Below are 24,479 nucleotides of genomic sequence, written 5' to 3' on the forward strand. Positions count from 1 at the left end.
CGCACAGTCTTGCCCTAAATACTATAATCTAGGCCTATTTTCTTGTAACTTAATACATAAAACCGATGCAATATGACATAACCCTTTCTCCCTCAGGAGTGCGTTTTAGCAGCCAAGATAATTTATTAGATGATGCACTATCGCAGGAGATCACGCTGGAACATAGTTGTAAAAACGGAGATTGTGGTGTCTGCGAAGCAAAGGTTATTTCCGGAGAAGTGCTGAATGAACTTGGTGAAAAAGTACACTCTGGGAGCATTCTGACCTGCCAGTCTAAAGCCATATCGGACTTGGTTCTTGAAGCTGAATTCTATCCAGAACTTAGCGCAATTAAACAGCAAACCCTGCCGTGTAAAGTGTCTAATATCACTTTTCCTACAGAGGATATCTTGATCATCAAGTTTCGCTTTCCTCCCACGGCTAACTTCATTTTTCGTCCGGGGCAGTATCTAGACCTCATTTTTAAGGGAGTGAAACGCAGTTATTCAATTGCTAATGCAATGGTTGATAGTCAGGAGTTAGAACTGCATATTCGTAAGGTCCCTAAGGGCAAGATGTCAGATCTTCTGTTTAATGACCTAAAAGACAATCAGTTGATGCGCATTGAAGGGCCTAAAGGTACATTCTTTGTGAGAGCGTCCAATCGGCCCATTGTTTTCTTAGCGACAGGGACGGGAATTGCGCCTGTAAAAGCCATGGTCGAACAACTAATTCACGATAATGATAAAAGGGATGTAGCCATTTATTGGGGGATGAGAACGCCAGATGAAATTTATGATGAGGCGTTTATAAAACTTCTGAAAGGTAACAAGCACATCCGCTTTATCCCTGTTTTGTCTCGATCTCCAGAATGGGGAGGTCGAGTAGGTTATGTGCAAAATGCCGTTATCGAGGACATTGCCAATTTAGAACCGTATGATGTATATGCATGCGGTTCTCTTTCTATGATTGAAGCAGCCAAAGCATTATTCTCAGATCATAATTTACCATTGAAACACTTTCACTCGGACGCCTTTACTCCCGCAAAGTAGCGTCTAATAACTGGAGATAGTAATGAAAGCAGTTATTCTCGCAGGCGGCTTAGGAACGCGCCTAAGTGAAGAAACCTCTGTAAAACCTAAGCCAATGGTTGAGATCGGTGGAAAACCGATCTTATGGCACATCATGAAACAGTATTCCTCGCATGGTATTAATGAATTCATTATTTGCTGTGGCTATAAAGGTTATGTCATTAAAGAATATTTCGCTAACTACTTTCTGCATATGTCTGATGTTACATTTGATATGCAAAATAATGAGATGAAGGTTCACCGTAAGCGTGCAGAGCCTTGGACTGTCACACTGGTAGATACAGGTGACAATTCTATGACAGGTGGACGCTTAGGGCGTGTCGCAGACTACCTGAAGGACGATGAGGCTTTCTGCTTTACTTATGGCGATGGTGTCGGTGATATTGATATTACTGAAACTATCAAATTTCATAAGTCACATGGTAAGAAAGCAACATTGACGGCAACGTTTCCACCTGGTCGCTTTGGTGCCTTGGACATGAAAGAGGGCCAAGTACAGAGCTTTAAAGAAAAACCCAAAGGTGATGGGGCGATGATTAACGGCGGCTTCTTTGTTCTCTCACCAGAGGTATTGAACTACATTGATGGTGATGACTGTGTTTGGGAGCAGTATCCTTTAAATCAATTAGCGAAAGATGGCGAACTGATGGCTTTTGAGCACCATGGCTTTTGGCAGCCAATGGATACATTGCGTGACAAGGTGTATCTTGAAAGCCTTTGGCAGTCAGGTAAAGCGCCTTGGAAAGTTTGGGAGTAAAGCATGAATCCTAAGTTTTGGACAGGTAAGCGAGTTTTTGTCACTGGCCATACAGGTTTTAAAGGAAGTTGGCTGTCTCTGTGGTTACAAGAAATGGGGGCGGTTGTCCAAGGTTACTCTCTAGCAGCGCCAACGACCCCAAGCCTGTTTGAAGAAGCAAAGGTATGGGAGGGGATGTCATCGCAAGAAGGAGACATTCGCGACTTTACGCATTTAAGACAGGCAATACACGACTTTAAGCCTGAAATTGTTTTCCATATGGCTGCTCAGCCTCTCGTTCGTCTTTCGTATGAAGAACCCATCGAAACTTATTCGACAAACGTTATGGGCACCGTGTATCTCCTGGAAGCCATTAAACAAGTTGGTGGTGTCAAATCGGTCGTCAATATCACTTCCGATAAATGTTATGAAAACCGTGAGTGGGTATGGGGTTACCGAGAAGATGAACCCATGGGAGGGTATGACCCATACAGTAATAGCAAAGGCTGTGCTGAATTGGTGGCCTCATCTTATCGTCAATCTTTCTTCAACTCAGATAAGTATCAAGAACATGGCTGTGCACTCGCATCGGTTCGAGCTGGTAACGTGATCGGTGGTGGTGACTGGGCTGAGGACCGCCTTATCCCTGATATTCTTCAAGGATTTGCCAATAATAAGAAAGTTGAGATCAGAAGCCCCTACGCCATTCGACCATGGCAGCATGTTTTAGAGCCATTATCAGGTTATATCGCTATCGCTGAAAAGTTATACTTAGAAGGCCCGAGCTTTGCCGAAGGATGGAACTTTGGCCCTAGAGATGAAGATGCTCAACCTGTTGAGCACATCGTCAATCGAATAGCACAGTTGTGGGGTGAAGATGCTCAATGGTTCTTGAGCCAAGAGGTTCATCCTCATGAAGCTCATTACCTAAAGTTGGATTGTTCTAAAGCAAAGATGCGCTTGAACTGGCAACCTGTTTGGAGCCTAGAGACGACGCTGGAGAAAATTGTAAGCTGGCAAAAAGCTTGGCTTAGTGGTGAAGACATTAAGTCCTACACGATAAATGAAATCAAAGAATACATGACCGCAAGAGCAGGTAATAGATAATGTCGAAAGAGCAATTAAGAGCTCAAATTGCAGACCTTGTAGAGCAATATGCAGAGCTAGAGTACGCACCTAAAGAGTTTGTTGGTGGAAAAAGTGTGGTTCCTCCTTCAGGTAAAGTGCTTGGAGCAAGAGAACTACAATTAATGGTTGAAGCCTCTCTTGATGGCTGGTTAACAACTGGTCGATTCAATGACGCTTTTGAGCAGCGCCTGGGAGAGTACTTGGGGGTTCCTTATGTGTTGACTACGACGTCAGGTTCTTCAGCTAACCTTCTTGCGTTAACTGCACTAACATCCCCTAAACTAGGTGAACGTCAACTAAAGCCTGGTGATGAAGTGATTACCGTTGCTGCAGGTTTCCCTACGACAGTAAACCCAACGATCCAAAATGGCTTGGTGCCTGTATTTGTTGATGTCGATATTCCAACCTACCAAATTAAGCCAGAAATGATAGAAGCTGCCGTTTCGGAGAAAACTAAGGCAATCATGGTGGCTCACACTTTGGGTAATACATTTGACCTTACCGAAGCGCGTCGTGTTGCCGATAAGTACAACCTTTGGTTAATCGAAGATTGTTGTGATGCTTTAGGCTCAACATACAATGGTCAAATGGTTGGAACGATTGGTGATATTGCCACTGTCAGCTTTTATCCTGCTCACCATATCACCATGGGTGAGGGAGGCGCTGTTTTTACAAAAGATAAAGAACTACGCAAGTTAGTAGAGTCTTTTCGTGATTGGGGACGTGACTGCTATTGTCCACCGGGCTGTGACAATACTTGTGGCAAGCGCTTTGACCAGCAGCTAGGCTCACTTCCTGATGGTTATGACCATAAGTACACCTACTCTCATCTAGGTTACAACTTGAAAATTACCGACATGCAGGCAGCATGCGGCCTTGCTCAGATGGATAGAGTAGAAGAGCTCGTTCAAAAACGTAAGTACAACTATGTGTATTTACGTGACGGCTTAGCGTCATGTGAAGAGTTTATTATTCTGCCAGAAGCGACGGAGAACTCAGAGCCTTCTTGGTTTGGTTTCCCAATTACTATACGTGAAGACTCAGGTATTGATCGCGTCGATCTGCTGAGGTTCATGGACCAATATAAGATTGGTACTCGTCTTCTGTTTGCCGGTAACCTGACCCGTCAACCGTATTTTGAGAATGTGCATTATCGAGTGGTTGGTGATTTAACTAACACAGACTTGATCATGAATAACACTTTCTGGATTGGTGTTTATCCAGGTCTAGGGCAAGATCACTTGGACTTTGTTATCGAAAAGTTTGAAGAGTTTTTCGGTGTTAGTTTCTAAAAACAGCAATAAAGAATGGAAAGCCAATGAGAAATCATTGGCTTTATTTTATGAATATAACGCACCTCGATGTTTCAGGCTGCTACTTAATTGATCTTCCAAAGTTTGAAGATCATCGCGGCGCCTTTATTAAAACCTTCCATCCAAGCTTCTTTGAAGGTACGCCAATTTCTGAGTTTGACCTTCAAGAAGAGTTTTATTCTGTATCGAAAAAGAATGTTCTGCGGGGGCTTCACTTTCAAGAGCCACCTGCTGCACATAATAAAATCGTGACTTGCCTAGAGGGGGAAGTACTCGACTTCTTCGTTGATATCCGGAAATCATCCCAGACTTATGGCAAGCTTGTTACGGTGGAATTGAATGCAAATAAACCGCAACTTGTCTATCTCCCTAAAGGTATCGCCCATGGCTTTCTTACGCGATCAGAGCATGCGACGTTGCTTTACAAAACTGATAATGTTTATGCACCAGAGCTAGATAAGGGTATTTTATGGTCAAGTGTGGGCCTAGACACTGAGGGTGCATCACTAGGAGAATTGATTATTTCTGAGAGAGATCAATCATTTCCCAGTTTAGAAAACTATGAGAGCCCATTCTTATGAAAGTATTAGTGACAGGTGCGACAGGCTTTATTGGTCAGCAATTTATTGCCACCTGGAGAAATGAGTATGACATTCATGCATTGGTAAGGGCGAACAATGGCTCTATTACAGGTGCTCATATTCATGAATACGATGGAACAATCAGTTCAATTAAGGCTGCGTTAACGGACATTGATGTCGTCTTGCATCTTGCTACCTGTTATCGGGCTGCCCATCAGGAAAGCGATATCACCCCGATGCTAGAGGCTAATATTGTATTTGGCACTCAACTACTCGAAGCGATGAATCAAACGGGCACATGCCGAATCGTCAATGTAGGTACAACATGGCAAAAGTTTGAGGGAGAGCATTATCGTTACGCCAATCTATATGCTGCGACCAAGCAGGCTTTTCAGGAGTTATTGAATTTCTACTCTGATGCGTATAAATGGCATAGCCTACATTTACATTTCAACGATACCTACGGCAAAGAAGATCATCGAAAAAAAATTATTCAATTACTGATTGAAACCGCTGAGAAAGGCAATGATTTAGATATGAGCCTCGGGGAGCAAAGGTTTGAAGCTTGCCACATTAGTGATGCTATTAACGCGTTGAACGTAGCATTAAAGCGAGTCGCCTTATCAGATACTCCTAGATGTGAGGAATTTTCCATTTTAACTGGGGATGACACGTCGCTAAGAGAGCTAGTTAGCCTTGTTGAAAGTGTTACCCAGCTACCACTCAGAATCAATTGGGGGATGCGCCCTTATCGTGACAGAGAAGTTATGGCTCCTCCTCATCATGCTTATACCCCACTTCCCGGGTGGAAGAAAAAAATTTCACTGCAAGAAGGTATTAAAGATCTTTTAGGGCCAAAATAAAATGTTTGATTTAACATCGACTACCAATCACTTTAATAAATATACAGCAGTAAAGTCTCAATTATTGTGGAGTAATGTAATAGAGCAAGAAGAGGCGGTCGAAGTCTCAATCACAATTCCTACTTATAGAAGGCCAAAACTTCTACTGGAAGCCGTAAAGTCTGCTGCTCAGCAATCGGGACATATCAAGTTTGAAATAGTGATTGTTGATAATGACGATAGTCGAGAATTCTCTAAGCAAATAATAGAGAGTTTAAAAGGTATAGACAGTAATATTCGTTATTATATTAATGATGAAAATATCGGTATGTTTGGGAATTGGAATCGATGTATTGAACTTGCCGACGCAAGTAGAATTACAATACTTAATGATGATGATTTACTCGATAAAGACTGGTTAGATATTGTTTCAAAATACAGAAAATATAGTTTTGTTAAAGTAGATAACCAGAGCTTTACCAACCAAAGTGATATTCATCCATATAATGGTGATAAGAAAATAAAAGAAAAAGAACTTAAATTAAAGGATTGCTTTTGGGGAAATATTAACCCAGGCTCGTTGGGCATACTTATGGATAAACAGGTGTGCTTGGATATTGGAGGCTTTAACCCGGATTTATACCCTACAGCAGATTATGACTTCTTATGTCGCTATATCAATAGTTATAATTCGATTAGAGTTAAAGCGAATCTTTCTTATTATCGATGGGCTGAGAATGAAAGCATGAAGAAAGAGGTATTAGAAAGGTTTGTTTGTAATGATTTTGATATGAGAACACGTTTTTATAAGCAGACACCTCTAACGACTTTAACATGCAGAGTGCTATCTATGAGGTATTTTGAACGTTTATCTCGGGTTAACCCTAATCTTGATTTCAATGTCATTAAAGAACATATGAATATTACAGATCGTGATTTGAAGATCATGCGTATTTTCCGTATTCGATTTTTCTGGTCTGTGCTTAAAGACGTAACAAAGTTGTTTTTATAAAGGTGTTCTCTATGAAAGTTTTTGTAATATCGTTGATAGAGTCTACTGAGCGACAAGAGAGAATCCAGAATACGCTAGAAGCTCAAGACATCAAATTTGAGTTCTTCAATGCTGTCGATGGACGAAAAGGCCTACCTGAAGACTTGATCAATTTACCGGATGATCAACATCGGAGAATATTTCGTAGCAGACCATTAACTCCAGGTGAGCGTGGTTGTTATGCCAGTCATTATCGTCTATGGCAAAAATGCATAGAACTCAATGAGCCGATTTTGATTATTGAAGACGATTGTTTGCCTACTCACTTTATGAAGTCGTCTTTAAACACTTTAGGGCAAATGCATAATAGAGGTTATGAATATATTCGAGTTGAGCCGCAAAATGGCAAAGCGACTCTATTAGAAGAAATTAATGGTTCTCACAGTGTATTTTGGCACGATAACCGTGGGGGAACACGTGGATACAGTATTTCTCCTAGCGGCGCAAAGAAGCTTCTTGATAAGAGTAAGCGCTGGTTATGCGCAGTGGATAACCATATCGGTGAGTCATACCGCACAGGTTTAAAGTGTACCGGTATTATTCCTTATTTAGTGTTAGATCCTGCAGACATGGGAACCACGATTCAAAATAGCGGAGCGAAACTCAAAACGCCTATTTATTTTAAAGTGACTCGTGAAATTTATCGTTTTTACGTTTTTATACGACTGTCTTTATGGAATATGAAAAATAGCAGGCTCTAAGTGTTATAGGTGGAACGTTTTCCCTGTAAAGTCTGCAATGGCATGTGCTGGGTTTCCACCGATAACGGTATTGCCGTCAAACTGACGAGACACAGTAGAAGTACTTGCGATAACGGAATTGGTTGCTATGTGAGCCCCTTTAAGAATCGTAGACCTAGCGCCAACCCATACTTTATCTTCAATGGTTATTGGTTGATCTGGATTAGTTTGTTGGTTTTCTGAATCGGTAATTTTGTGTAGATCTGAATCCATAAATAGAGTCTGCCAAGAGACTAAACAGTTGTGACCGAAAGATATTTCTCGATGACAAACAATAGTCGCTTCGCCTGTAAAGTTGCTTCCCGAACCAATGGTTAATGTTCCAGTGATGTGAAGTTTGGAACCTGTACCTATCTTAATGTGATGGCCTAACTTAATGTGCCCGTTTTGATCTACGTTCCATATAAAGCGAGAGTACTTGTTGTCTGCAATTTGTACACGGCCAAACCCTAGTTTGATTTTCCCTAGCTTGGCAGACTCAGGAATAGATACTTTACCGCCTAAAGACACAAACTTGGTGCGATGATTAACCAGAATTGGCAATTTTATCGCTTGGCTCAATGGAAGGTAATAAAAATTAAAAAAGAGTGTTTTGGGTACGCATCTCACATAGTGGTATAACTTGGACAACTTCTTCAAACTCATCACTTTTCTCCAAATATGTATTGGACTGTTTTTTCGAGTGCGCCTCGGTTCCGCTCCACTACATCTAAGGCTGCTTGGCCTTGTTCACCCCTGAGCGCTGGAGACTGAAGAAGCAAAATGATTTTGTCTGCTAGATCAGACTCTGAATTGATAATTTGACAACTATTTGCAGTCAATAACTGTTGTGTGATGTCGGCAAAATTAAAATAACTCGGTCCAGTCAGGGTTGGTTTTGAGAGTGCGGCCGGCTCTAATAGGTTATGCCCTCCCACTTTACTTCCAACCAAGCTCCCCCCCATAAAGCAGACGTCACTCGCGCCAATAAGTGTCAACATTTCACCCATAGTGTCACCTAAATACACTTTTGTATTTTCTGTAACTGCTACTTTGGTTGTCCGACGTACAGTTGTGAAGTGTTCACTGCATTGTACCATGACATCATTAAATCGTTCGGGGTGTCTAGGAACCAGTATGAGTAGGGCATTTGGTACATGCTCAACAACTTGTGAGTGGGCAGCGAGTATTTTTTCATCTTCACCTTCATGGGTGCTGGCAGCAATCCAAATCGGGCGAGAGTAGCCTAACTCAGACCTGAGTCGGTTTGCCGTTTCTAATTGCTTAGCTGAAATAGAGATATCGAACTTTATGGAGCCTGAGACATAGACTTTACTTTGTGGTATTCCCAGTTTCTCAAACCTTTTAGCATCATCTTTGTGCTGACAGATGACTTGGCTTAAAGCAGGAGAAAAGCTATCAAACAAAGGCTTGATTTTTGTATAGCCTCGAAACGATTTATCGGATAAACGTGCGTTTGCGATAGTGATAGGAATATTCTGTTTAGATACCGCTATCAATGTATTGGGCCATAGTTCAGTTTCGATAATGATTAACTGTTTTGGCCTGACTGTTTTTAAAAAGGTTTTGACTGCCCAAGTAAAATCCAGAGGCATATATCTATGTTCGGCATATTTCTTTAAATTTTCTGCCTGCTTAGCACCTGTTGGAGTTGTAGTAGTGACAAGGATTTTAGCATTTGGCTGGGCTTGATGTATCTTCTTAATCAACGGTGATACAGCAATAACTTCTCCCACTGAAACAGCGTGAATCCATATGACAGGCTTTTTCTCAGGGTTTTTCAGGCTAGGTGTGAAACCGAAATGTTCTTTCCAGCGAGAGCCCACGGAAGGTTTACCAAGCTTATGTTTATATAAGCTTGGTAAAAGGAAAGGAAGAGCAATGGCTAGTAAAAGTGTATATAGAGCTCGTATCACTTGAGGAGATCTTCCGGTTTTTTATGTGTCCATTTACTACGAGGTTTATCTAGGTATTGAAAGTGCTCATTCGTAAATGTGCCTTGTATACAAACGTACTTTCTTTCTTTGTAAGCAACCTGTTTATTTTCTAGAACCTCAGTGATCACCATCGGGCCCGTTAAAAAATAGACGCCTTGCGCAATATTTCGACTTTCAATGTTCTCGACAATCTTGTTGATGGCTAATTCATAATCTGGGTTTTTGGGTTCTGATGCGAGAAAGAAGTTTGTAAAGTGTTGATTCTTTTCAAGCTTCACATACATCGCGTTATCATCTTGAGGCAGGATATGCTTGAGCGGCCATACGAGTGTTGCGTCTATATCCATGTAAATACCACCATGGGTATAGATAGTAATGAGTCGCCATAAATCAGCTTGTGCAGCACCATCATTTAATTGCATGTAAGCGTTATATACTCGCTCAGAAGCATTTGCTTTGATGAACTCGGCACGTTCTTCTGTACTAACATAGCGATACTCATAATCTAATGACATCAGGCGATTGAACAGGTAGTTAAGATAAACAGGTAAAGTACTTCGTGCAGAGAAGTTGGTTTGCCATATTATCTTGGGAATCTTGGTTTGCTCACTAGAAAACACTTTCGGCTTAGACAAAGATGGAATCGTAAAGCGTTTATTTGGAAACAAAGCATGAAAAGGGTATGACAACATTTTAAAAATGTTGCCGATGAGCCTAATGAGTCGATTGGAAACTAAAATTGATAGATTTTTCATTGCTGCTTATAAAATTCCGAAATGAAGTTATTGGCTCGATAGGGCACGGGAAATTGCATCTGTGATTTGTACCGTGGTCGGTATTGAGCCATTAGCATTCATCACGATATCATGGTGCTCATACAAAGGCGTATATCTAAACGGTACTGTCGCATAGAAAATGCCTACAGTTGGTGTATGGGTTGATATTGCAATGTTCCGGACGCCAGTATCAGGAGCGACCATTAACGTTGCTTTCGCCGTTAAGTCTACGAGTTCGTCAAGTGGCAAACACGGCTGAATTTTAAAGTTAGGATATTTTAAAAGGCTTTGACAAAAATCCCCTTTCTCAAAGTCATTTTTGCCTTCCAGATACACGTGAGTATGATTTGGGTTCTCTTGGACTGCCTTCTCTAATACCGCAAACATTTGTTCTTTGGATAATATTTTTCGCAGCTGCGAGGCGCCGTTAAAATAGAGCACATAGGGAACTTCAGTGTCTACCAGTTCGCGATGATCTGGATAGGCAAAGTCTAGTGGGTGAGAGGGGTTGTGGCCTAGTAGCTTGAGCATATCTAACATGCATTCCACTTCTGGCTGAAAATCAGAGCGATGAACGGCAACATTAAATAAAGTACCGCAGAAGTACCATTTGTATGGAAAGCCTATTTTTAGCTTGGCTTTACTTAATGCTGTCATCCAATGAGAACGGTTAGTGCTCGCCAAATCGAAAATTATGTCTTGTTCGCCTAGTTGTTTGATGTTTTGAATTTTTTCTTTGACAGATGTTGTTTTCCCTGGCTCTTTTCCTGGCATCACATGAACATGATCAACTAAGTCACTCGGTATACCATACATATAGTTAGAGACTGGCACTAAGGTTATCTCTGCGTTAGGAAAAAACTTCCGTGCTTCAACCAAAAATGGGCGAACAACAACCTGATCCCCAAGTGCTGCGTGTCTAATTACTGCTATTTTCTTGATTTTTTGAGGCTGAAAATCATCTTGAATATACTTGCGTGCTTTTTTAGAAGCGTAAGCACCACGCTCAAACCATAGGTGTTTCATGAATTATTGCTCTAGAAATTTATCAACAGCATTGATGACTTGAGAAGGCATTAGTTTATTGAGACAGTCTTGGTGACCAAGTGGGCATTCTCGTTTGAAGCACGGCCGACACTCAACGTCAGTATGCACCATTTCTAACGTGTCAGTCAGAGGTGGCGTATATTTTGGTGAACTAGAGCCGTAAATAGCGACTATATTACACCCGACCGCCGCAGAAACATGCATTAAGCCTGAATCGTTTGATACAACGGTATGACAGGCTGCCAACAAATCCACCGCCTCGATAAGGGACGTTTTCCCTGCTAAATTAAAACAGTATTGTTGTTGTTCTGGTGTAAGAGCTGATTTGATTTGTTCGGTGACAGCTTTGTCTTTTTCTGAGCCAAACAACCAAACTTGCTGGCCTTTATCTATAAGATATTTGGTAAGAGCTGAGTAGTGCTTTTCTGGCCAGCGCTTTGCTGGGCCAAACTCTGCCCCAGGACATAGGCCTACGACTGGAAGTTGCTTCTCTAGACCTAATTTCTGACGAGCCGCGAGTTGTGAAGTAATGTCGACTGTTAGGCTTGGCTTTGGACAATTGGCTAACTTAACCTCTTCCAACATCTTTTTAGAAGTTGAAGCCAGAGCGACGTACCTTTCAACCATATATTGAAATACACGCTTATCAGGACGAAGATCTGTCAGCAGACCGTATCTGAACTCTCCTTTCCAACCTGTTCGTTTCGGTATTCGAGCAAAGCATGGAATTAGAGCTGATTTTGCTGAATTAGGTAAGATGTATGCATGACTATAATTATTTTTACGTAGTTCATACCCAATAGCTCTTCGACCAAACAGGTTGAAGTCACCATGACCAATCGGCATCTCTATGGCTTGATGTACTTCAGGCATACGCTCTAGTATGGGCTTACACCAAGCAGGAGCAAGGACATCCAGCTCACAGTCTGGATGTTTGGCTTTGAGTGTCGTATACAAGCTTTGCGACATAACCATGTCGCCAACCCAAGAGGGACCGATAATGAGAATTTTCATTTAGGAAGCTAGGGTTCATCTAATAAGTCAGTTCATGCTGCCATGATACTTCATTCTGTACGACTTTGGCAGGGTTACCAACCGCAATGACGCCCGATGGGACTGACTTAGTCAAAGTAGAATTAATGCCAATGATCGATCCTTCACCGATAGTCACTCCTTTTAAAACGGTTACATTATCGGTTAGCCAAACCTTAGAGCCAATGTCGATACTTTGAGCACTGTTGATGCGTTTTCCATCTTTAGTAATATTATGACCATCACTGGTCATGATTTTTACGTTTCGGGATAGCATGCTTCCTTCACCTATTCTGAGCTTAATTCCATTTTCTCTGGCGGATAGGTAGCAGTCATGGCCTATGATTGTGTTGTCATCAATTATTAAATGACAATTATTACCATCTATTTCAATGTTGCAACGACGCAAGTTTGCATTTTTTCCTATTTTTAGGCTGTTGTTATCTCCTTTAATAACAATCTTACATTGTCGTATTTTTGAAGATGGATCTATTGCGAATTGATGTCGACCCGATATTTTTATTTTGTTTCTTAGTCTGTTAGTAAAACTGAACATTGTATTCACCTATATCTATCCATATCATTTTTATATGGTATAGCTCATTAACTAAAATATAAAGCAATGACCATGAAATGACGTTGTCTATTACTGTGTTGAAAACACAGTTAATATAGTTGGGTTTATGGCTATTGAACGTAGTTATGATTGAGTTGTGCTAAACACTTGGACAAGTCTTTGGGTGAAACCAGTTGCTTTCGTGTTCTTGATTCGTCGGGTAAACATCAACTATTAAGAAGGTCGTGGGATGTATATGTGACGTTAGGTTTGTGTGAGTGTTGGTGAAATTCGGTTCAATTTAATTGTCATATATGGTCTAATGGCGTCCATTTCTCTTGGTTTGGTAGTGTTTAGTGAAAGTTTTTGTTATTAGTTTAAAACGTAGCCCTGAGCGTAGAGAGTACATCAAGAAGCAGCTAGACCAACTTAATATTGATTTTGAGTTTTTTGATGCAGTTGATGGCAGGGCTGAGCCTCCTCACAAGTTGTTCGAAAATTACAACTATGCTAAACGATTATGGCTTACCAGCGGCAGAATGCCCTCGAAAGGAGAGCTAGGTGTATACGGAAGTCATTACCTTTTGTGGAAAAAGTCGATTGAGCTTGATGAGCCTATTATAGTTTTTGAGGATGACGCAGCAATCTTGCCTTCATTTCCGAGTAGTTTAAAAGTGGTTCAAGAAAAAATCGATAGTTATGGATTTTTGCGTTTAGAGCCTAAAACTGACAAAGGGGTTTTGTACCTCAAAGAAGAAAGTGATAATTTTAGTATCTCTTTTATGACAAATAACTATGGCGGACTCAGGTGCTATGCGATTTCACCGAGTGCTGCCAAAAAACTTGTTCGCCACTCTAAACGATGGTGCATGCCAGTAGATAACTATGTTGGCTCTTTGTATCTGCATGACATGCCGTCTTATATACTTTCCCCTGCTGTTGTTGAAAACCCCCAAGAATTCGAAACAACAATTCAATTAGGTGAAGAAAGTAAAGCTAGTTGGTATCGAAAACCTACTCGAGAGCTGTACTCTCTATATAGAAAGATTGTCTTACGTATTTACAATAGAAAGTATCAATGAAGAATGCAGTTCAGCAATTGGAGAAGGTGTTTCTTTTCTCTCCAACTTTTTTAGTTTTAATCTCAATATTTAACTTTATTGATACTAAATATTTAGTTTCAAGAGCCACAGTTATTGTTATTATTTATAGTGTTGTAAGATATAGGCAACATATTAAGGTTAATTTTGAACAGAATAATTATAAAAAGTTTTTTTTAGCTAGCATTTTGACCTTTACATACTGCTCTTTTATGTATGTTTTGAGGGGAGATAATTTTGGGTTGCCTCGAACTTTAATTACTTGTTTAATCTATTTGTCAGTTATTCCTTGGAGTAAGTTTTCTAGAGCTTGGGTATATAATACAATTATATTTTCCGCATATGTATGTGGGCTTAATGCTATATTCGAACACTACTATTTAAATGTGGCTAGGGTCGGCATGGCAACTAATCCAATACCTTATGCGCTGTACTGTTCATTTTTATCTTTATCATCTTTGGTTTTGGCTAAGCGCTATACATCTAGAATTATTCAAAGTTTATGTATTATTGGTTTTGTACTGTCTCTATGGGCACTAGTCTTGACTGACACTCGTGGGGTCTGGGTAGCATACCCAATAGTGATGATGTTTGTAATGTACAGAAGCTTTAATACTTTGTCATTTGTGAAAATAGGGGCTTTAACATTGATTGGTTTGAACGTTGTTTATTTTTCATTTAAACCGATGATAAATGAGCGTATTGACCGAACAGTGGCTGAGTTTAATTCTATAAGCAAAGGAAACTATGAAACATCTATTGGAGCGCGATTAGCACTATGGGAATTGGGGGCTGACATTTGGATTGAAGTGCCTATTGCTGGGGCTGGCGATGTTGTGTTAGAGAAAAAAATTAGTGAAGTTCCTAATAGAGTTGCCTATCGACAACCTCATCTCCATAATCAATATATAGACACTTTTGCTAGATACGGTTTTGTTGGCCTGTTAATTATGATGATTTGGCTTTTTTACCCAATAAAGCTGAATAAGGCCAAAGAAGAAGAGAATGTAATTACCCAAGTGTTGATTATGCTTCTCTTCATTGCAGGCCTATCCGATGTACCTTTTCACCATACGCATGTAGTTTATTTGTTCACCTTGGTGGTTGGTTTATTCTCTATGAATCAGATGGACTCAAGGTCAAGTTAATCTGGTTGATGGAGGTTACTCATGATAGTACTTTGCTAGCTTCTCAATATGTGCACTCATCGAAAATTCTGACTGTGCTCGTTGATAAGCTAGAGCTGAATTTTTCTTCATCAACTCATTGTCAAGAAGATAGGACTCTAGGCTAGCTGCTATTTTCTGAGGCTCTAATGGGCTTGTTAGTATAGCTGTTGATACTAGTATTTCTGGCAGCGCTCCAGTATTGGCAGCTACTATGGGTTTCTTGGCTGCCATGGCTTCTATTGCAGTTAAACCAAAAGCTTCATTGTGATTTGGTAGGCATACAATATCCATTGCTGCTAGCATACGATTAGTATCTGTCCTAAATCCAACTAGATGAACGCGCTGGGTTAAATTTAGGTGTTTAATTTTATCTTTTAGCTTGTGAACGAAAGTGTTGTCCGAACCTTCTGAAACATCTAACCCTCCGACTAGTAATAGATGAAGCTTGGGGTATGTGTCTTTCAGTAAATTGAAGGCCTCTAAAAGTTCCATTTGACCCTTACCAGAGCAGACCCTACCAAGATTACCAACAATTACACTATCTGTAGGTAATCCCAATTCAACCTTTATAGTGGCAATTTGATTTGGGTTATCAATTGGCTGCTCTGGGATGTCAGTGCCTAGCCAGAGTCGGGTAATTCTATTTTCAGGTATAGGGAGTGCTTTTAGGTTACGTCTATAGGTTTCATCACTGATCGAAAAAATCTGGTCAACATGTGAATATGCCCACTTATGGTAAAGGTCTTTTTTAGGGCGAGTAACCCCCATGTGTTCTGTGAAAAAAGTTTTCCGTCTAGTTAATAAACTCAGTAGTGCAGAAACAAGAATATCACCAGATTTATGACAATGAATAATTTCGATGTTTCTTTGCTCTAACCAGTGGTTCAGTCGTAAAAGTTGAGATGCTATTTGCCCTTTGCTTGATACCTCAAAGACTTCAATACCAGACTCTCGCATTCCTGAGGCAACTTGTGTCCCCCTAGTACATAGGCCATAAACTTTATAGCCACGCTGAAGAAACTCTTTGCCAGTTCTAATCGGATACATCTCTAATCCCCCCAGCCTTGGGAAAGACAAATATGAAGAATTGCTGGTTTTGTCACAACTTACCTTTATCTAGTGAAGAGGCAATAAAAAGGTGGCATTGAAACCACCTTTCTATAGTAAGCTTTTAAAATATCAGAGGCTACTTGTTTATCTTCTGCATATATTCAGCAACACCTTCGGATACTGTTTTAAACTGGTGATCACAGCCTGCTGCACGTAGTTTTGTTAGGTCTGCTTGAGTAAACTCTTGGTATGCGCCTTTAAGGTGCTCAGGGAATGGAATAGTTTCTATTTCACCTTTACCATGGAACTTAATCACGGCTTTAGCGACTTCTTCGAAAGATTCAGCATTCCCTGTACCTAAGTTAAAGATACCTGACTGGCCACTTTCTAAAAATGATAAGTTTACTGCTGCAACATCACCGACATAAACGAAGTCACGCTTGAATGTTTCACTGCCAGCAAATAGTTTAGGATTTTCACCTGCGTTCATCTGGTTGTTTAGATGAAAGGCAACAGATGCCATTGAACCTTTGTGTTGCTCACGTGGACCATAAACGTTGAAGTAACGGAAGCCAGTGATTTGAGACAATTGCTCACCATGCTCTTCTGCGTCTTGCCAAATACGGCGTACGTAATTGTCAAATTGCTGCTTTGAGTAGCCGTATACGTTTAATGCTCCTTCGTACTTTTTCTCTTCAATGAAAGTATCTGTTTCACCGTAAGTTGCAGCTGAAGAGGCATAAAGAAATGGTATCTCACGATCTAGACAGAAGTGTAGTAGTTCTTTTGAATACTCATAATTGTTGAGCATCATGTATTTGCCATCCCACTCTGTCGTTGCAGAACAAGCACCTTCATGGAAAATAGCCTCGATAGGGCCAAAGTCATCACCCGCCATGACTTGAGTTAGAAAATCGTCACGGTCCATGTAGTCTGTGATATCTAAATCAACCAAATTCTGGAACTTTTTACCATTCTTAAGGTTGTCGACTACCAAAATATCGTTAATGCCTTTTTCATTAAGTGCTTTAACGATGTTGCTGCCAATCATGCCAGCACCGCCTGTTACGATTATCATGTAATACGCCTACGCAAATTGATTTTCAATCGTAGTATAACATGCTTCTTGCAATGTCCAACTGTCTGTTAAGTTTGGGGGGAGCTATATCTATGTATCAATTAGTTTAAAGCGGACTAACCTTAAGGTCGATCCAGTAAGGATGTTACGGTATAATTTGTCATATTTTACATTGATTAAGAATAAATATTACTGGGTTTAACTACTCACTATTGACAAGTGTTTTGATTTAGGTGTGAGTGAAAGTTGATGCAGTTAGGGAACAGCTAAATGAAAATATTAGTTACAGGTGGAGCAGGGTTTATTGGCTCAGCAGTCATTCGTCACATTATTAATGACACCTCTGACAGCGTTATAAACGTAGATAAATTAACTTACGCGGGCAATTTAGAGTCGCTTCGGGACATAGCTTTAAACTCTAGATATGTATTTGAAGAAGTTGATATCTGTGACCGTAATGAGCTAGACCGAATTTTTAATGAGTACAAACCTGATGTAGTAATGCACTTAGCCGCTGAATCTCATGTTGACCGCTCAATCGATGGCCCAGCGGCATTTATCAGAACGAATATTGTTGGCACTTACACTTTACTAGAAGCGACTCGTTCATATTGGAATGAACTTCATCTAGAGTCTAAACGTGCATTCCGATTTCATCATATCTCAACAGATGAAGTGTATGGTGATCTTGAAGGTACAAATGACCTATTTACTGAGATGACTTCATACGAGCCATCCAGTCCCTATTCGGCATCAAAAGCATCGAGTGATCACTTAGTTAGAGCTTGGTTACGCACATATGGCTTACCCACTATTGTGACTAACTGCTCGAACAACTACGGCCCTTATCACTTCCCTGAAAAGTTAATCCCTCTAATGATCTTAAATGCTTTGGACGGTAAAGCATTGCCAGTGTATGGTGATGGCATGCAAATTCGCGATTGGCTATTTGTTGAAGACCATGCAAGAGCTTTATACAAAGTTGTTACTGACGGAGTTGTTGGTGAAACATACAACATTGGTGGGCATAATGAGAAGGCCAATATAGAAGTTGTGAAAGCGATCTGTAGCCTCCTTGAAGAGTTGGTTCCGAATAAACCGTCAGGTGTAGCTCGATACCATGACCTCATTACATATGTAACGGACCGCCCTGGCCATGATGTTCGATATGCAATTGATGCGAGTAAAATTGAACGTGAACTAGGGTGGAAGCCAGAAGAAACATTCGAGTCAGGTATCCGTAAAACAGTAGAATGGTACTTACAGAATAAAACTTGGTGGTCTCGTGTACTTGACGGATCTTATGCGGGTGAACGTTTGGGTGTATCTATAGAGGGGCAAAAATAATGAAGGGTATTGTTCTTGCTGGTGGTTCTGGTACTCGTTTATATCCACTGACTCGTGGTGTATCTAAGCAACTTTTGCCTATATATGACAAACCAATGGTATTTTATCCAATATCAACACTAATGTTAGCAGGTATCAAAGATATTTTGATTATCACAACGCCAGAGGATAATGCAGGCTTTAAGCGCTTATTGGGTGACGGTACAGATTTTGGTATTAATCTAGAATACGCGATCCAACCTAGTCCAGATGGCCTTGCTCAGGCCTTTATCATCGGCGAAGAATTTATTGGTGAAGAAAGTGTTTGTTTGGTGTTAGGTGACAACATATTCTATGGACAATCTTTTTCAAACACGTTGAAGCGAGCAGCAGAGCGAGAATATGGTGCCACGGTGTTTGGATATCAAGTGAAAGACCCTGAGCGATTTGGAGTCGTTGAGTTTGATAAAGAAATGAAAGCTGTTTCTATAGAAGAAAAGCCTCTCATTCCTAAATCAAACTATGCCGTGACTGGGCTCTATTTTTATGACAACCGCGTAGTAGAGATGGCAAGACAAGTAAAGCCATCAGCGCGAGGAGAATTAGAGATTACAACACTTAATGAAATGTATCTAAATGACAACTCTCTCAATGTAGAGCTTCTTGGGCGTGGTTTTGCTTGGTTAGATACAGGAACTCATGAAAGTCTTCATGAGGCATCTTCTTTTGTTCAAACTATTGAACATGTACAAGGGTTGAAAGTAGCTTGCTTAGAAGAAATAGCTTGGAGAAATCATTGGATTGATGATAGCCAACTACTGACTTTGGCTCGAAAGATGGACAAGAATGATTATGGTAGATACCTAGTTAAACTTCTAAAAGAGAAAGAAAAAGAGAAAGAGAAATGAAGGTATTAGAAACAAACCTTGAAGGATGCTTATTAATTGAACCTCGTATTTTTAATGATAATAGAGGGCACTTTCTAGAAACCTATAACTATACTAGGTATATGGAACTTGCTGGACTTAATATTAATTTTGTTCAAGATAACCAATCACTATCAAAAAAAGGCATTCTAAGAGGCCTACATTTTCAAAAGAGTAATCCTCAAGGAAAGTTAGTATCAGTAGCATACGGGGAAGTTTTTGATGTAGCAGTTGACATGCGCCCCAAGTCGAAAACATTTGGAGAATATTTTTCTGTAATACTAGACTCCGAGAAGAAAAAACAATTATATGTACCTCCTGGTTTTGCTCATGGTTTTTATGTGCTTAGCGATATGGCTATTTTCAATTACAAGTGTACTGACTATTACAATCCTAATGATGAAGGTGGGATAATTTGGAATGATCCCTGTTTAAATATAAATTGGCCTAATGAGTGCCCCGAAATATCGGAAAAAGACAAGTTACTACCAAAGTTTTCAAACTTAAAGGAAATATATTGATATGATACCGCAATTTAAAGTTTTTATGCCAGACTCTGTAGATAAGCCACTTTTGGAAGTAATTCATTCAGGTTTTATCGGTCAAGGAAAAAAAGTTAATGAATTTGAAAAAAAACTTGGTGACTATTTTGGTAATAGTAATGTTCTAACTTTAAACTCAGGAACATCGGGTTTACATCTTGCTTTAAGGTTGTCGAATGTTGGGGCCGGAGATGAAGTTATTACAACCGCAATGACTTGTACGGCGACAAATATGCCTATAATTTCGTCTGGTGCAAAGATTGTTTGGGCTGATGTAGATCCTGTAACTGGATTAATATCCCCTGAGAGTATAGAGGAAAAAATAACCCAAAAGACCAAAGCAATTGTTATTGTTCATTTTGGCGGTATTCCTTGCGAAATTTCTAAAATTTCTAAAATTGCAAAAGCCCGAGGTATTAAAGTAATAGAAGATGGAGCTCATGCGTTTGGTAGTGAATATAATGGCGAGAAGATAGGATGTCATTCTGATTTTGTAATGTTCTCATTGCAAGCAATCAAGCATATCACGACAGTCGATGGCGGTTTACTTTTATGTAAGTCCAAAAGTGACTATCAAAGAGGGAAGTTGCTGCGATGGTATGGTATAGACCGAGAAACAAAAGCTAAAGGTTTTCGCTGCGAAGATGACATCCCAGAATATGGATATAAATATCATATGAACGATGTTTGTGCTGTAATTGGTATAGAGCAGCTTAAATATGTTGATGAAATAGTTAGTAAGCACATTGATAATAAAGACTACTATGATAAGCAATTAGAAAATATCAAGGGTGTTCGATTAATTCCTTCTGAAATAAAAAGAGGAAGCTCTAGTTGGCTATATACTCTACATATTGAAAAAAGAGACTTTTTCATGGACTGGATGAGTAATAAGGGGATTCAGGTCTCGCGAGTTCACGAAAGAAATGATAAGCATAGTGCATTCTCGGAGTATAAAAGCGAACTCCCTTTTTTAGATATATTTAACGCAACTCAAGTATCAATTCCTGTAGGCTGGTGGCTAGAGGATAACGAGAGAAAATATATTGTAGATTCTATCAAAGAGTTTTCAGAATCATGTCTGTAATTAAAAGTTCATATCTATCTAAAGGAGATCTATCTATTGATTTGGCCTGTAGCGAAGACGCAAACTTTATGTTTCACCTTCGTAACAGTAAAGATATATGGGAAAATTTAGAAAATATTGAACCACTAAATATGGACGGCCAATCTGAATGGATAAAGTCTATTCAAAGTTCTAAAAATAAGTATTTTATAATAAGATCTTCAGGTGAGCGTGTTGGCATTGTAAGACTGAATAATATTGATATGATCAATAGATGTGCGTGTATTGGTGTTGACGTTCATCCTTCATATCAGCGCAAGGGAATAGCTAAAGGAACTTACCATATTATGATGGAGTATTGTTTTAACAGTTTGAATTTGAATCGCCTTTATCTTTATGTATTAGATGAAAATGTCAAAGCTATTTCTTTGTATGAAGGTCTTAACTTTCAAAAAGAAGGTGTTTTGAGAGAAGCCATTTATCGAAATGGTAAGTATATAAATTATTACCTCTATGGTATTTTAAGAAATGAATTTAAATGAACTTACGATAGTTATTGGTGCGTATGGTGATGTAAATAAGCTTAATGACACATTAAATAGTTTCCTTGCTTATGAACATTCTGGAATAAATATTATTGTTATAGATGACAATCAGAGTGAGGATTTAATTAACTCTAGTAAATCTGTTTGTCAAAGTTATAAAGCATTGAAAATAAAATATATAAGAAATGATAGCAGAATCGGTGTTCCTCATGTATTTAAAAAATGGCATGATGTAGTCGAGACTAAGTTTTTTATGTTTTTCGGTGTTGGAGACAGAGTGATGCCTAATACATTACAAGTCTTGGTAAAGGCTCTGTATGATCATCCTGAAGCTTCTTTAGCACACGGGGGGCAAAAACAGAAAATAACAGTAGGTAAGGATAGCATAAATGCGGACCAAATAGTTTCTAAAGATAGACTTGAAATTATAAGTACTGATAAGTACCTGAAGAGCTTATTAATTGGTGGGGATTACAAAATGTCCCAGATGGCAACGGTTATAAGAACTGAACAGTTTAGATATAAAGTGAAAATGTCTAAAAATTGGTTCTGGGATTATGATTTTCATTTGGAGTATCATCTTTTTAATGATTTTATCGCTTCCATTCCTCTATTTGTAACTGAGAGAGAAGAACGAATAATTTCTAGAGATTATTATAGTGACCTTTATCAATTTAGACTAGTTTTAGAACAAAAGTTGCAAGCTATTAAGTTTATCGAAAATTATGAGTCAAATTTGATTGAGAAAAATATTCCTGTTGTTAGGTATAGAAATAAAATCGCATTGTCCCTATTGATTAACTCGTCTCGAATTTCTAACTTATCTCGAAGAATGTATATTATTAGAGAAGCATTAAAGGTTATAACTGGCGACTTCTTTACTTTTATTCTGTCAAAGATATTAATTCCAACCAATTACTTGTTTAAATTAATAGTTAGACTTAAACGTTAACCCTTCGATAAGCGGGTTATTTTTAATGAGTCATATAGTGAAGTTGTATATTTGAATTTATAGCCTATGATTTATGGGTTTTATTCGTACAAATAATGATTGTGGTTTTAATTCGGTATTTAGAGTTTTTAATATGAGCAGAGATATAAAAAGGCTGTGGGACCTTTTCTCTTCGAAGCAGAAAAAAAAATTGGTTTTACTACAGGTAATGGTAGTTGCGATCTCAGTCTTTGAGATTGTTACCATTGGAATGGTAGCTGGATTCATGAGTATCATTAGTGATACTGGCAAACTGGAAGAATATTCATACTTGTTTGATATCTTATTTTCTGGAAAGCTGACTACTCAATCTATTTTACTTTATTTATCACTACTTATAGTTACTTGTCTCACAGTAAGTTCTTTACTCTCTGTTATCATGACTAAAAAAATAAATAGAATTTCACTTATTTTAGGTCATGATATTACGCTGCGTTTATTTAAATATTATCAAAGCCAAGATTGGCTGTATTACTTGAATAAAAATACTAGCGATCTTTCTAATCGAGTACTCATCGAAAGCGGACGTCTGGCTATAGCAATACTTACCCCAGCTGTAAATCTACTATCTAGGCTAGTGTTCATCACCTTAATTGGATTCGCTATTTTATACTATGATGTTAAAATGACATTAATAATAATGACCTTTTTTATATGTAGCTATATTATTATATCCTTACTTCTCAAGAATAAGCTGATAAGGAATAGTAAGAATCTTGTGAGAGCTAATAAATATAAAAGCAAAGTTGTTAAGGAGTCATTTTTAAACATAAAGTCTTCAATATTGCTTGGTAAAAAAGATTACTTTATTAAATCTTTCGAAGTGGAAAGTTTGAACTATTCCGAGTCTCATGCCAGCACAATGACGATCTCGGGTGCTCCCAAGTACTTGATGGAGTGGTTAGCCTATATAAGCATGATCATGATAATAGTTTTAAACCTTGTGATAAATGGAGATGATTTTTCCTCTGTACTACCCTTACTTACTATTTATGGTTTGGCCGCTTTCAAGTTATTACCGTCACTCCAACAAGTTTATCATAACCTCTCTACAATAAAGGGTAATATATCAGTACTACATATATTGTATTCAGACTTGAAGCATGGTTTAGATGACACTGAGCCGAAGAAGTCTGCTGAATCATTCCATTTTAAAGATGTGCTTGAAATAGAAAAAGGGACATTTTCCTATAATAATAACAAGGAGCTAGCTTTAGACTCTGTGAGTCTTAAAATTAGGCGTCTAGAAAAAATAGGAATAGTCGGACATTCCGGTTCTGGTAAGTCAACTTTAATTGACGTTCTTTGTGGGTTGATACCTTTACAGGAAGGTAACTTTAAGGTTGATGGGAATGCTATTAACGATAATTCATCATGGTCGAGCAATATTTCTTATGTACCGCAGTTAGTTACCTTGTTGGATGCTTCTATTGCTGAGAATATTGCTTTTGGCGTGAGTTATAATGATATTGATTGGGAAAAACTGAACCAAGCAATTGAACTTTCTTGTTTGTCAGAACTAATAGAACGATTACCTGAAGGCGTTAATAGCCAAATTGGAGAGAATGGCGTTCAAATCTCTGGGGGCCAAAGACAAAGAATTAGTATTGCACGAGCGTTATACTTCGAGTCAGATATTATTATTTTTGATGAAGCTACTAGCGCTTTAGATGGAATAACTGAGAGTCAAATCATGGAATCCATCAAAAACTTGTCTGGGAAAAAGACGATTATAATGATTGCTCATCGGCTTAAAACTATAAAGAGTTGTGACCGTATTTATTTTATGGATAAAGGTAGGGTAGTCGATGAAGGTAGTTATGAATACTTATTAGAGAATAATGAAAAGTTTAAAGAAATGGATAAGTTCTCATAAA

25 protein-coding genes are annotated in these 24,479 nt (G+C 39.0%); 17 read left to right on the plus strand and 8 right to left on the minus strand.

Annotated elements, in window-relative coordinates:
* Window positions 1-65 precede the first annotated feature (65 nt).
* The 8 genes from CTT30_RS00690 to CTT30_RS00725 are packed head-to-tail and all read left to right on the plus strand — an operon-like array spanning window position 66 to window position 7,422.
* Window positions 66-1,031 (plus strand): FAD-binding oxidoreductase, encoded by a 966-nt coding sequence (locus CTT30_RS00690; protein WP_252035726.1) that lies wholly within the window; start codon window positions 66-68, stop codon window positions 1,029-1,031.
* Between the two features lie 22 nt (window positions 1,032-1,053).
* On the plus strand, window positions 1,054-1,827 hold the full coding sequence (gene rfbF, locus CTT30_RS00695) for a glucose-1-phosphate cytidylyltransferase (RefSeq protein WP_239837920.1): 774 nt from the start codon (window positions 1,054-1,056) through the stop codon (window positions 1,825-1,827).
* 3 nt (window positions 1,828-1,830) lie between these two features.
* The gene (gene rfbG / locus CTT30_RS00700; RefSeq protein ID WP_252035727.1) at window positions 1,831-2,913 is read left to right on the plus strand and encodes a CDP-glucose 4,6-dehydratase; all 1,083 of its coding nucleotides are present in this window, start codon (window positions 1,831-1,833) and stop codon (window positions 2,911-2,913) included.
* Complete coding sequence (rfbH, locus tag CTT30_RS00705) at window positions 2,913-4,226, plus strand: lipopolysaccharide biosynthesis protein RfbH (RefSeq protein ID WP_252035728.1); 1,314 nt, start codon at window positions 2,913-2,915, stop codon at window positions 4,224-4,226. The genes rfbG and rfbH overlap by 1 nt, the downstream gene beginning before the upstream one ends.
* A gap of 26 nt (window positions 4,227-4,252) precedes the next feature.
* Window positions 4,253-4,828 carry a dTDP-4-dehydrorhamnose 3,5-epimerase family protein gene (locus CTT30_RS00710; protein WP_252035730.1) on the plus strand — a complete coding sequence of 192 codons (576 nt, stop codon included), beginning with the start codon at window positions 4,253-4,255 and terminating at the stop codon, window positions 4,826-4,828.
* Window positions 4,825-5,691 carry an NAD-dependent epimerase/dehydratase family protein gene (locus CTT30_RS00715; protein ID WP_252035731.1) on the plus strand — a complete coding sequence of 289 codons (867 nt, stop codon included), beginning with the start codon at window positions 4,825-4,827 and terminating at the stop codon, window positions 5,689-5,691. The genes CTT30_RS00710 and CTT30_RS00715 overlap by 4 nt, the downstream gene beginning before the upstream one ends.
* 1 nt (window position 5,692) lies before the next feature.
* Window positions 5,693-6,682, plus strand: a complete 990-nt coding sequence (locus tag CTT30_RS00720; RefSeq protein WP_252035732.1) for a glycosyltransferase family 2 protein — start codon at window positions 5,693-5,695, stop codon at window positions 6,680-6,682.
* A gap of 11 nt (window positions 6,683-6,693) precedes the next feature.
* Window positions 6,694-7,422 (plus strand): glycosyltransferase family 25 protein, encoded by a 729-nt coding sequence (locus tag CTT30_RS00725; protein ID WP_252035734.1) that lies wholly within the window; start codon window positions 6,694-6,696, stop codon window positions 7,420-7,422.
* 3 nt (window positions 7,423-7,425) lie between these two features.
* On the opposite strand, the gene CTT30_RS00730 is transcribed toward CTT30_RS00725, so the two are convergent.
* The 6 genes from CTT30_RS00730 to CTT30_RS00755 are packed head-to-tail and all read right to left on the minus strand — an operon-like array spanning window position 7,426 to window position 12,809.
* Window positions 7,426-8,106 (minus strand): acyltransferase, encoded by a 681-nt coding sequence (locus CTT30_RS00730; protein WP_252035735.1) that lies wholly within the window; start codon window positions 8,104-8,106, stop codon window positions 7,426-7,428.
* A complete protein-coding gene (gene waaA, locus CTT30_RS00735) occupies window positions 8,106-9,377 on the minus strand; it encodes a lipid IV(A) 3-deoxy-D-manno-octulosonic acid transferase (protein WP_252035736.1) in 1,272 nt (423 codons plus the stop codon). The genes CTT30_RS00730 and waaA overlap by 1 nt, the downstream gene beginning before the upstream one ends.
* The gene (locus CTT30_RS00740) at window positions 9,374-10,153 is read right to left on the minus strand and encodes a glycosyltransferase family 32 protein (protein ID WP_252035738.1); all 780 of its coding nucleotides are present in this window, start codon (window positions 10,151-10,153) and stop codon (window positions 9,374-9,376) included. The genes waaA and CTT30_RS00740 overlap by 4 nt, the downstream gene beginning before the upstream one ends.
* 27 nt (window positions 10,154-10,180) lie before the next feature.
* Window positions 10,181-11,200 carry a glycosyltransferase family 9 protein gene (locus CTT30_RS00745; RefSeq protein ID WP_252035740.1) on the minus strand — a complete coding sequence of 340 codons (1,020 nt, stop codon included), beginning with the start codon at window positions 11,198-11,200 and terminating at the stop codon, window positions 10,181-10,183.
* Between the two features lie 3 nt (window positions 11,201-11,203).
* On the minus strand, window positions 11,204-12,235 hold the full coding sequence (gene waaF, locus CTT30_RS00750; RefSeq protein WP_252035741.1) for a lipopolysaccharide heptosyltransferase II: 1,032 nt from the start codon (window positions 12,233-12,235) through the stop codon (window positions 11,204-11,206).
* Between the two features lie 19 nt (window positions 12,236-12,254).
* Complete coding sequence (locus tag CTT30_RS00755; protein ID WP_252035742.1) at window positions 12,255-12,809, minus strand: acyltransferase; 555 nt, start codon at window positions 12,807-12,809, stop codon at window positions 12,255-12,257.
* A 356-nt stretch (window positions 12,810-13,165) separates the two neighbouring features.
* Here CTT30_RS00755 and CTT30_RS00760 point away from each other — a divergent pair, with 356 nt between their 5' ends.
* On the plus strand, window positions 13,166-13,891 hold the full coding sequence (locus CTT30_RS00760; RefSeq protein WP_252035744.1) for a glycosyltransferase family 25 protein: 726 nt from the start codon (window positions 13,166-13,168) through the stop codon (window positions 13,889-13,891).
* Window positions 13,888-15,057 (plus strand): O-antigen ligase family protein, encoded by a 1,170-nt coding sequence (locus tag CTT30_RS00765; protein WP_252035746.1) that lies wholly within the window; start codon window positions 13,888-13,890, stop codon window positions 15,055-15,057. The genes CTT30_RS00760 and CTT30_RS00765 overlap by 4 nt, the downstream gene beginning before the upstream one ends.
* Before the next feature lie 15 nt (window positions 15,058-15,072).
* Here the strand turns inward: CTT30_RS00765 and CTT30_RS00770 are convergent, their stop codons facing one another.
* Window positions 15,073-16,125 (minus strand): glycosyltransferase family 4 protein, encoded by a 1,053-nt coding sequence (locus CTT30_RS00770; protein ID WP_255906050.1) that lies wholly within the window; start codon window positions 16,123-16,125, stop codon window positions 15,073-15,075.
* A 139-nt stretch (window positions 16,126-16,264) separates the two neighbouring features.
* Window positions 16,265-17,206: an ADP-glyceromanno-heptose 6-epimerase gene (gene rfaD, locus CTT30_RS00775; RefSeq protein ID WP_252035748.1), complete on the minus strand. Its 942-nt coding sequence runs from the start codon at window positions 17,204-17,206 to the stop codon at window positions 16,265-16,267.
* A 270-nt stretch (window positions 17,207-17,476) separates the two neighbouring features.
* On the opposite strand from rfaD, the gene rfbB reads away from it, so the two are divergent.
* From rfbB to CTT30_RS00810, 7 genes are all read left to right on the plus strand, one after another.
* Window positions 17,477-18,553 carry a dTDP-glucose 4,6-dehydratase gene (gene rfbB / locus CTT30_RS00780; protein WP_252035750.1) on the plus strand — a complete coding sequence of 359 codons (1,077 nt, stop codon included), beginning with the start codon at window positions 17,477-17,479 and terminating at the stop codon, window positions 18,551-18,553.
* Window positions 18,553-19,440, plus strand: a complete 888-nt coding sequence (rfbA, locus tag CTT30_RS00785; protein WP_252035751.1) for a glucose-1-phosphate thymidylyltransferase RfbA — start codon at window positions 18,553-18,555, stop codon at window positions 19,438-19,440. Before rfbB ends, rfbA begins: the two co-directional genes overlap by 1 nt.
* Window positions 19,437-19,979, plus strand: coding sequence for a dTDP-4-dehydrorhamnose 3,5-epimerase (gene rfbC / locus CTT30_RS00790; RefSeq protein WP_252035752.1), 543 nt, complete (start codon window positions 19,437-19,439; stop codon window positions 19,977-19,979). The genes rfbA and rfbC overlap by 4 nt, the downstream gene beginning before the upstream one ends.
* Before the next feature lies 1 nt (window position 19,980).
* Complete coding sequence (locus tag CTT30_RS00795) at window positions 19,981-21,087, plus strand: DegT/DnrJ/EryC1/StrS family aminotransferase (protein ID WP_252035753.1); 1,107 nt, start codon at window positions 19,981-19,983, stop codon at window positions 21,085-21,087.
* Window positions 21,078-21,608 carry a GNAT family N-acetyltransferase gene (locus CTT30_RS00800; RefSeq protein WP_252035754.1) on the plus strand — a complete coding sequence of 177 codons (531 nt, stop codon included), beginning with the start codon at window positions 21,078-21,080 and terminating at the stop codon, window positions 21,606-21,608. The genes CTT30_RS00795 and CTT30_RS00800 overlap by 10 nt, the downstream gene beginning before the upstream one ends.
* Window positions 21,595-22,563, plus strand: coding sequence for a glycosyltransferase (locus tag CTT30_RS00805; protein WP_252035756.1), 969 nt, complete (start codon window positions 21,595-21,597; stop codon window positions 22,561-22,563). The genes CTT30_RS00800 and CTT30_RS00805 overlap by 14 nt, the downstream gene beginning before the upstream one ends.
* 133 nt (window positions 22,564-22,696) lie before the next feature.
* Window positions 22,697-24,478: an ABC transporter ATP-binding protein gene (locus tag CTT30_RS00810; protein ID WP_252035758.1), complete on the plus strand. Its 1,782-nt coding sequence runs from the start codon at window positions 22,697-22,699 to the stop codon at window positions 24,476-24,478.
* The last annotated feature ends 1 nt before the right edge of the window (window position 24,479 follow it).

It is taken from the genome of Vibrio coralliilyticus, assembly GCF_024449095.1.
GTDB lineage: Bacteria > Pseudomonadota > Gammaproteobacteria > Enterobacterales > Vibrionaceae > Vibrio > Vibrio coralliilyticus_A.

Bases quoted from the DNA above. Each gene is read 5' to 3' on its own strand.
- rfbC (WP_252035752.1), top strand. From the start codon at position 19,437: ATGAAGGTATTAGAAACAAACCTTGAAGGATGCTTATTAATTGAACCT.
- waaF (WP_252035741.1), bottom strand. From the start codon at position 12,235: ATGAAAATTCTCATTATCGGTCCCTCTTGGGTTGGCGACATGGTTATG.
- CTT30_RS00805 (WP_252035756.1), top strand. From the start codon at position 21,595: ATGAATTTAAATGAACTTACGATAGTTATTGGTGCGTATGGTGATGTA.
- CTT30_RS00765 (WP_252035746.1), top strand. From the start codon at position 13,888: ATGAAGAATGCAGTTCAGCAATTGGAGAAGGTGTTTCTTTTCTCTCCA.
- rfbH (WP_252035728.1), top strand. From the start codon at position 2,913: ATGTCGAAAGAGCAATTAAGAGCTCAAATTGCAGACCTTGTAGAGCAA.
- rfaD (WP_252035748.1), bottom strand. From the start codon at position 17,206: ATGATAATCGTAACAGGCGGTGCTGGCATGATTGGCAGCAACATCGTT.
- CTT30_RS00710 (WP_252035730.1), top strand. From the start codon at position 4,253: ATGAGAAATCATTGGCTTTATTTTATGAATATAACGCACCTCGATGTT.
- CTT30_RS00800 (WP_252035754.1), top strand. From the start codon at position 21,078: ATGTCTGTAATTAAAAGTTCATATCTATCTAAAGGAGATCTATCTATT.
- CTT30_RS00745 (WP_252035740.1), bottom strand. From the start codon at position 11,200: ATGAAACACCTATGGTTTGAGCGTGGTGCTTACGCTTCTAAAAAAGCA.
- CTT30_RS00795 (WP_252035753.1), top strand. From the start codon at position 19,981: ATGATACCGCAATTTAAAGTTTTTATGCCAGACTCTGTAGATAAGCCA.
- rfbA (WP_252035751.1), top strand. From the start codon at position 18,553: ATGAAGGGTATTGTTCTTGCTGGTGGTTCTGGTACTCGTTTATATCCA.
- CTT30_RS00720 (WP_252035732.1), top strand. From the start codon at position 5,693: ATGTTTGATTTAACATCGACTACCAATCACTTTAATAAATATACAGCA.
- rfbB (WP_252035750.1), top strand. From the start codon at position 17,477: ATGAAAATATTAGTTACAGGTGGAGCAGGGTTTATTGGCTCAGCAGTC.
- rfbG (WP_252035727.1), top strand. From the start codon at position 1,831: ATGAATCCTAAGTTTTGGACAGGTAAGCGAGTTTTTGTCACTGGCCAT.
- CTT30_RS00715 (WP_252035731.1), top strand. From the start codon at position 4,825: ATGAAAGTATTAGTGACAGGTGCGACAGGCTTTATTGGTCAGCAATTT.
- CTT30_RS00755 (WP_252035742.1), bottom strand. From the start codon at position 12,809: ATGTTCAGTTTTACTAACAGACTAAGAAACAAAATAAAAATATCGGGT.
- rfbF (WP_239837920.1), top strand. From the start codon at position 1,054: ATGAAAGCAGTTATTCTCGCAGGCGGCTTAGGAACGCGCCTAAGTGAA.
- CTT30_RS00725 (WP_252035734.1), top strand. From the start codon at position 6,694: ATGAAAGTTTTTGTAATATCGTTGATAGAGTCTACTGAGCGACAAGAG.
- CTT30_RS00730 (WP_252035735.1), bottom strand. From the start codon at position 8,106: ATGAGTTTGAAGAAGTTGTCCAAGTTATACCACTATGTGAGATGCGTA.
- CTT30_RS00740 (WP_252035738.1), bottom strand. From the start codon at position 10,153: ATGAAAAATCTATCAATTTTAGTTTCCAATCGACTCATTAGGCTCATC.
- CTT30_RS00810 (WP_252035758.1), top strand. From the start codon at position 22,697: ATGAGCAGAGATATAAAAAGGCTGTGGGACCTTTTCTCTTCGAAGCAG.
- CTT30_RS00770 (WP_255906050.1), bottom strand. From the start codon at position 16,125: ATGTATCCGATTAGAACTGGCAAAGAGTTTCTTCAGCGTGGCTATAAA.
- CTT30_RS00690 (WP_252035726.1), top strand. From the start codon at position 66: ATGCAATATGACATAACCCTTTCTCCCTCAGGAGTGCGTTTTAGCAGC.